At 72.6% G+C, this 6,063-nt stretch carries 4 protein-coding genes; 3 read left to right on the forward strand and 1 reads right to left on the reverse strand.

What is annotated here, in order from left to right:
* Positions 1 to 20 precede the first annotated feature (20 nt).
* Positions 21 to 1,628, reverse strand: coding sequence for an alpha/beta hydrolase (locus ACFWJ4_RS40405; protein ID WP_380554183.1), 1,608 nt, complete (start codon positions 1,626 to 1,628; stop codon positions 21 to 23).
* Positions 1,629 to 1,787: 159 nt separating this feature from the next.
* Between ACFWJ4_RS40405 and ACFWJ4_RS40410 the strand changes: the two genes are divergently transcribed.
* The 3 genes from ACFWJ4_RS40410 (at position 1,788) to ACFWJ4_RS40420 (ending at position 5,906) form a co-directional block, all read left to right on the forward strand.
* Entirely contained in the window at positions 1,788 to 3,140 is a 1,353-nt protein-coding gene (locus ACFWJ4_RS40410) for an MFS transporter (RefSeq protein ID WP_380554185.1), read from the forward strand.
* A gap of 60 nt (positions 3,141 to 3,200) precedes the next feature.
* Positions 3,201 to 4,181: an SAM-dependent methyltransferase gene (locus ACFWJ4_RS40415; RefSeq protein WP_380554187.1), complete on the forward strand. Its 981-nt coding sequence runs from the start codon at positions 3,201 to 3,203 to the stop codon at positions 4,179 to 4,181.
* Between the two features lie 93 nt (positions 4,182 to 4,274).
* On the forward strand, positions 4,275 to 5,906 hold the full coding sequence (locus tag ACFWJ4_RS40420) for a purple acid phosphatase family protein (protein ID WP_380554190.1): 1,632 nt from the start codon (positions 4,275 to 4,277) through the stop codon (positions 5,904 to 5,906).
* Positions 5,907 to 6,063: the final 157 nt, after the last annotated feature.

Raw genomic sequence — 6,063 nt, forward strand, 5'->3', positions numbered from 1 at the left:
CCGGTGGAGCGGGCCCGTGGTCAGTCCGTCGGGCAGTGGATGCCCGCGGCCGGGACGGTGCCGTCCAGCAGGAACGCGTCCACCGAGGCGCGGACGCACTTGCTCGCGCCGTAGCCGGTGTGGCCCTCGCCGTCGCGGCTGATCAGGACGGCGTTGCCGAGTTCGGCGGTGAGCTTCTCGGCCCAGGCGTACGGGGTGGCCGGGTCCCCGGTGGTGCCGACGACCACGATCGGGGTGGTGGCGGCCGACTTGATCACGTGGGGCTTCTCTGTCGCGCGGAACGGCCAGATCCGGCAGTCCGGGTCGAACAGCGAGGCCATCGGGTCGTGCTTGCCGACCAGCGGGGCCTTGGCGGCGAGGTCGGTCAGCGCGGCCTGCAGCTGCTCACCGGCCGGGGCGTCGGTGGCGCCGTCGGCGCAGTGGATGGCGGTGTAGGCGTCCGCGGACGGGCTGTAACGGCCGTCGTCTTCGCGGCCGTTGTAGCCGTCGGCGAGGTCGAGCAGGTAGTCGCCCTTGCCGCGCACCATCGCCCAGCCGATGGAGTTGCGCAGGCCGGTCCAGGCCTTCTCGCCGCCGTAGAGCCGGCTGAGCACGCCGGTCCAGGCCGCGCTGGAGGTCAGGGTGCGGCCCTTCTCCGTCTTGAGCGGCTTGTCCTTGAGCCCGTCGAGGAAGGCGGCGAGTTTCTGCGGGGCCTGGTCGGCGTCCTTGCCGAGCGGGCACGCGTCCTTGGTGACGCAGTCCGCGGCGAAGGCCTTCAGCGCCCGCTCGAAGCCGGCCGACTGCTCGATGTTGTGCTGGATCAGCGAGGTGGAGGCCGAGGTGGCGCCGTCCAGGACGAGCCGGCCGACCCGGTCCGGGAACTCCTCGGCGTAGAGCGAGCCGAGGTAGGTGCCGTACGACATGCCGAGGTAGCTGAGCTTCTGGTCGCCGAGGGCGGCGCGCAGCACGTCCATGTCCCGGGCGGTGTTGCGGGTGCCGACGAAGGGCAGGACCTGTGCGTACTTGGCCTGGCAGGCGTCGGCGAGCTGCTTGCCGTGGTCGTCGCCGGCCTGGTCGGTGTTCAGCCAGGCGTCCCGGGCCCGGTCGTCCAGGCAGTTGAGCGGGCTGGTGCCGCCGGTGCCGCGCGGGTCGAAGCCGACGATGTCGTAGCGGTCGTGCAGCGGGCCGTCGAGGCCCTTGGGGTCGTAGGTGACCATCTGGACTCCGGAGCCGCCCGGGCCGCCGGGGTTGAGCAGCAGCGAGCCGATCCGCTGGTCGGGCTTGGTGGCCGGGTTGCGGACCACGGCGACGTCGAGGGTGCCGGCGGCCGGGGCGGTGTAGTCGAGCGGGACCTTGAGGGCGGCGCACTGGAGTGCCGAGATGTCCTCCTTGTTCTGCGGGTCCTTCGCGCAGGGGCCCCAGGCGAGCTGCTGGCCGTAGAAGGCCTTGAGCGCCGGGTCGGCGGCACCGGTGGGCTTGACGGTCGGGGTGGGCGTCGGGGTGGCCGTCGGCGTCGCGCCGGCGGGGGCCGTGGTGGCCGCGGGCGCGGCGGCGGTGCCGCTCCCGCCGGTGCAGCCGGCCAGCAGGGCGGCGGTGGCGACGGCTGCTGCGGCGGCGGGCAGGATGCGCCGCGGATTTCTGGTGATCATGAAATGCACGGCACAGGAATATCACCTGCCTGTCACATCGGTCACATGGGATTCTCGGAGTTCTCCACACGGTGCCTCTCGCCACGATGCCGGGGTGGCGCCGTCCGCCGGGCGCGAGGGGTGATTCCGCGGGGCGCCGAACGATGCCATGCTGAGGTCATGACAGAAAGCAGTGCGGTGGCACCGCTCCGTGAGCAGGCGGAAGTCGGTGGGCGGCGGAGGGAGTTGGCCGCGGCGACGGTCGGATCGGTGGTCGAGTCCTTCGACTGGAGCATCTACGCCGTCCTCGCGCCCTACTTCGCGGCGGACCTCTTCGGGCACGGCAAGCACGGCGTCAGCGGCGTGCTCGGCGCGTACGTCACCTTCGCGGTGGGCTTCGTCGCCCGGCCGGTCGGCTCCTACCTGATCGGGCGCCTCAGCGACACCAGGGGACGGCGCTTCGCGCTGAGCCTCGGCATGGCGGTGATCGCCGCCGCCAGCCTGGGCATCGCCGTCATCCCCGGCCAACAGGCCATCGGGGTCTGGGCGGCACTGCTGGCCGTGCTCGCCCGGGTGGTGCAGGGGCTCGCCTTCGGCGGGGAGGCGCCGAGCGTGGCCGCGTACGTGACCGAGACCGCCCCGCCGCGGCACCGCTTCGCGTTCAGCTCGATCTCCTACGGCGGGATCGTCCTCGGCTCGCTGCTCTCCTTCGGGGTACTCACCGTGCTGATCCACACCATCGGCAAGTCCGGTCTGGAGAACGGTGGTTGGCGCCTGGGTTTCGCGGTCGCCGCACTGCTCGGGCTGGCCGCCGTCTGGGTGCGGCGGTGGGCGCCGGAGAGCGCGGAGTTCCGCCGCGCCCGGGAGCGCGCGCGGCGCACCGCCCGCCCGCCGTTCCTGCGGACGCTGCGCGAGCACCGTTGGGCGGTGCTCACCGTCTTCCTCAACACCCTCGGGGGGACGGTCGGTTACTACTTCGCGCTGGCGTACCTGCCGCAGTACGCCGCCGCCTACCACGTGGTCGGCAAGGAGGAGGCGGCCTCCTTCATGACGGTGGTGCTCGTCGTGGTGCTGGCCACCATGCTGCTCACCGGCGTCGCCGCCGACCGCTTCGGCCTGCTGCCGGTCGCCCGGATCGGCTTCGGCCTGCCGATCCCGATGGTCGGCATCCTGCTCGCGGGGCTGCGCCAGGGCTGGCTGCCGTTCCAGGTCGTCGCCGTGCTGCTGGGGATGCTGGTGGCCACGGTGCTCGGCACGCTCAACGTCTTCACCGGGCTGCTGTTCCCGACCGAGGTGCGGGCGGTCGGCCTCGGCGTGGTCAACGCGACCACCATCGCCGCGTTCGGCGGCACCTTCCCGCTGCTCGCCGAGTGGCTGAACGGCCGTCATCTGCTGGGCCTGATCCCCGGATACGTCACCGTCTGCACGGTCGGCCCGGCCCTCGCGCTGCTGACGGCGATGAAGGTGCCGTCCTTCGCCGCGGCCGTCCGGGGCGCGGAAGCCTCGGTTCAGCGGACACCGGGAACCGCCTGACGGACAGTCATCCACTGTGGTTGAGTGGTCCGGACCATTGCTGATCGGGGAGGGCGGAGCATGGGTGCCGACGCATCGGGTGCGGACATACCGGACACTGCCGGACGGGACGGCGGCGCATCGGACGCTGGTCCGGGTGCCGGTCGTCCGGGCGACTGGGGTTCGGACGACTGGGGGTCCTACGACCGTCCGCCGGGGACCGGCCTGTCGGACAGCTGGCTGACCGAGCCCGGGTTCGAGGATCCGCCGCAGGTGGACCTGCGCACCGACCGGGCGCACTCGGCCCGGGTCTACGACTACCTGCTGGGCGGCAAGACCAACTTTCCCGCGGACCGCGAGGTCGGCGACCGCGTCCTGGCCGACCTGCCCGGCGTGCGCGCGGACGCCACCGCCGCCCGCGCCGTGATGCACCGGATGGTGCGCCGGCTCGCCGAGGTGCACGGCGTGCGCCAGTTCCTGGACGTCGGCACCGGCATTCCCACCGCGCCCAATCTGCACGAGATCGTGCAGTCCGTCGACCCGGCCTGCCGCGTGGTCTACGTCGACAACGACCCGATCGTGCTCGCCCACTCGCGCGCCCTGCTCACCAGCACCCCCGAGGGCCGCACCGCCTACGTCCAGGGCGACCTGCGCGAACCGGAGCGGTTCCTCGCCGACCCGGCGGTGGCTGGCACCCTGGACCTCCGCGAGCCGGTCGCCCTGACGCTCATCAACATCGTCCACTTCCTCTCCGACGAGGCCGCGCACCCGCCCGTCCGCAAGATCCTGGACGCCCTGCCCGCCGGCAGCTTCCTCGCGCTGTCCGCGGGGACGGCCGACATCGCGCCGGAGCGCAGCGCGGCCGCCGCCCGCCGGTACGAGGACGCCGGGATCACGCTTCACTTCCGCTCGCGCGAGCGCGTGGAACTCTTCTTCGCCGGGCTGGAGTTGGACGATCCTGGGGTGGTCCTGATCAACCAGTGGCACCCGGAGCTCGCCGAGGTCCCGGCCCCGGGCGGGGACGCGGTCTCGGTGTACGGGGGAGTCGGCCGCAAGGCGTAGTCGGATCCTTCCTCGTCAAAACGATCGTCTTTACGTGCTCATGTCATTAAAGTGACTGCCCGTCGAACCCCCCACTCGGCAGGCGGAGATTTCATGACCATTGCACGCAGGTCCATCCTCAAGGGCACCTCGGCGGCCGGAGCCGCCCTCGTGGCGGCAGGGACGGCGGCCGCGCAACCCGCGGCCGCCCAGCCGGCCGACGACGCGCCCGCCGGTCCGCTCCTGCAGACCACCCCGCACCGCGCCGGAACGGCCTCGGTGACCGGGCTGCACCTGCAGTTCGGCACCGACGCCAGTACGGAGATGACCGTCTCCTGGCTCACCCCGCAGTCCGTGCGCCGACCACAGGTGCGGTACGGCTCACCGGACGGCGGCCTCGGCCGGGTCGTCCAGGCCGAGACCCGCACCTACCGGGACTCGATCGACAAGGTCGAGGTGTACGTCCACCACGCGCGGCTCACCGGCCTGCGCCCGGGCACCACCTACCTCTACAGCGCCGGCCACGACGGCGCCAACGCCGAGACCGGCACCTTCACCACCGCCCCGCGCGGCCGAACCCCCTTCACCTTCACGAGCTTCGGGGACCAGGCCGCGCCCAACCTCCGCCGCCGGATCACCTTCCCCGACGGCATGCCCTCCCCGCTCGGCAAGTACCCCGTGTTCATGAGCAGCCAGGTCGGCACCGCGGCCTCCGCCGACATCGTCGCCGCCGTCGAACGCGTCGGGCCGCTGTTCAACCTCATCAACGGCGACCTCTGCTACTCCTCCTACGCCGGCCGCCACGGCCAGAGCCGCACCGCGACCTGGGCCGACTGGTTCATCAGCAACAGCCGCTCCACCCGGCTGCGGCCCTGGATGCCCTGCGTCGGCAACCACGAGAACGAGGGCGGCAACGGCCCGATCGGCGCGACCGGCTACCAGGCCTACTTCACCCTCCCCGACTCCTCGGCCTCCTCCGACGAGGAGACCCGGGGCATGTGGTACGCCTTCACCGTCGGCTCGGTGCGCTTCATCAGCCTCGCCAACGACGACGAGGCCATCCAGAACTCCGGCGACGTCTACCTGCGCGGCTACTCCGGAGGCGCCCAACGGCGCTGGCTGGAGCGGGAGTTGCGGGCGGCCCGGAGCAGCCGGGCGATCGACTGGATCGTGGTCTGCATGCACCATCCGATGATCTCCAGCTCGATGCACGGCTCCGGCAGCGACCTCGGCCTCCGCGAGACCTGGGGCCCGCTGTTCGACGCCTACGGGGTCGACCTGGTGGTGTGCGGCCACGAGCACTACTACGAGCGCTCCCACCCCGTCCGCGGCACCCTGCCCAACGACACCCGCACCCCGGTGCCGACCGACACCCGCACCGACCTCGTCGACACCGGGCGGGGCACGGTCCACATGATCATCGGGGCCGGCGGCAACGCCGCCACCACGCAGGACGACCTCTTCGAGAAGCCCAAGGGCCGGGTGGTCGTCGGGCTGGAGGACCCGAAGCCGGGCGCGCCGTACCGGGAGTCGGTCTGGGTCACCGAGGACGCGCCCTGGGCCGCCGTCCAGGACCGCACCCACGCCCACGGCTTCGCGGCCTTCGAGGTCGACCCGGGCGACCGGCGCGGCGGCACGACCACCATGAAGGTCGTCTACTACACCTTCGACGGACCGCACGGGGACCTCACCCCGGTGGACACCTTCACCCTGTACCGGCGCCGGACCGACGGGCGCGACGGCTGACGGCCGGGCCGACCGGCACACGGCCGACCGGCGCAGGTCAGCCGTGTGCCGGTCGGCCCAGGGCGGATAAGGGCGGCCCAGGGCGGCTCAGCGCCGGAACAGACCGGTGAACACGTCCCACCAGCCGCGGCGCTGGGGCGGGGCGGCCGCGGCCCGC

The sequence above is a fragment of the Kitasatospora sp. NPDC127067 genome, assembly GCF_042724755.1.
Taxonomy (GTDB): domain Bacteria; phylum Actinomycetota; class Actinomycetes; order Streptomycetales; family Streptomycetaceae; genus Kitasatospora; species Kitasatospora lactacystinica.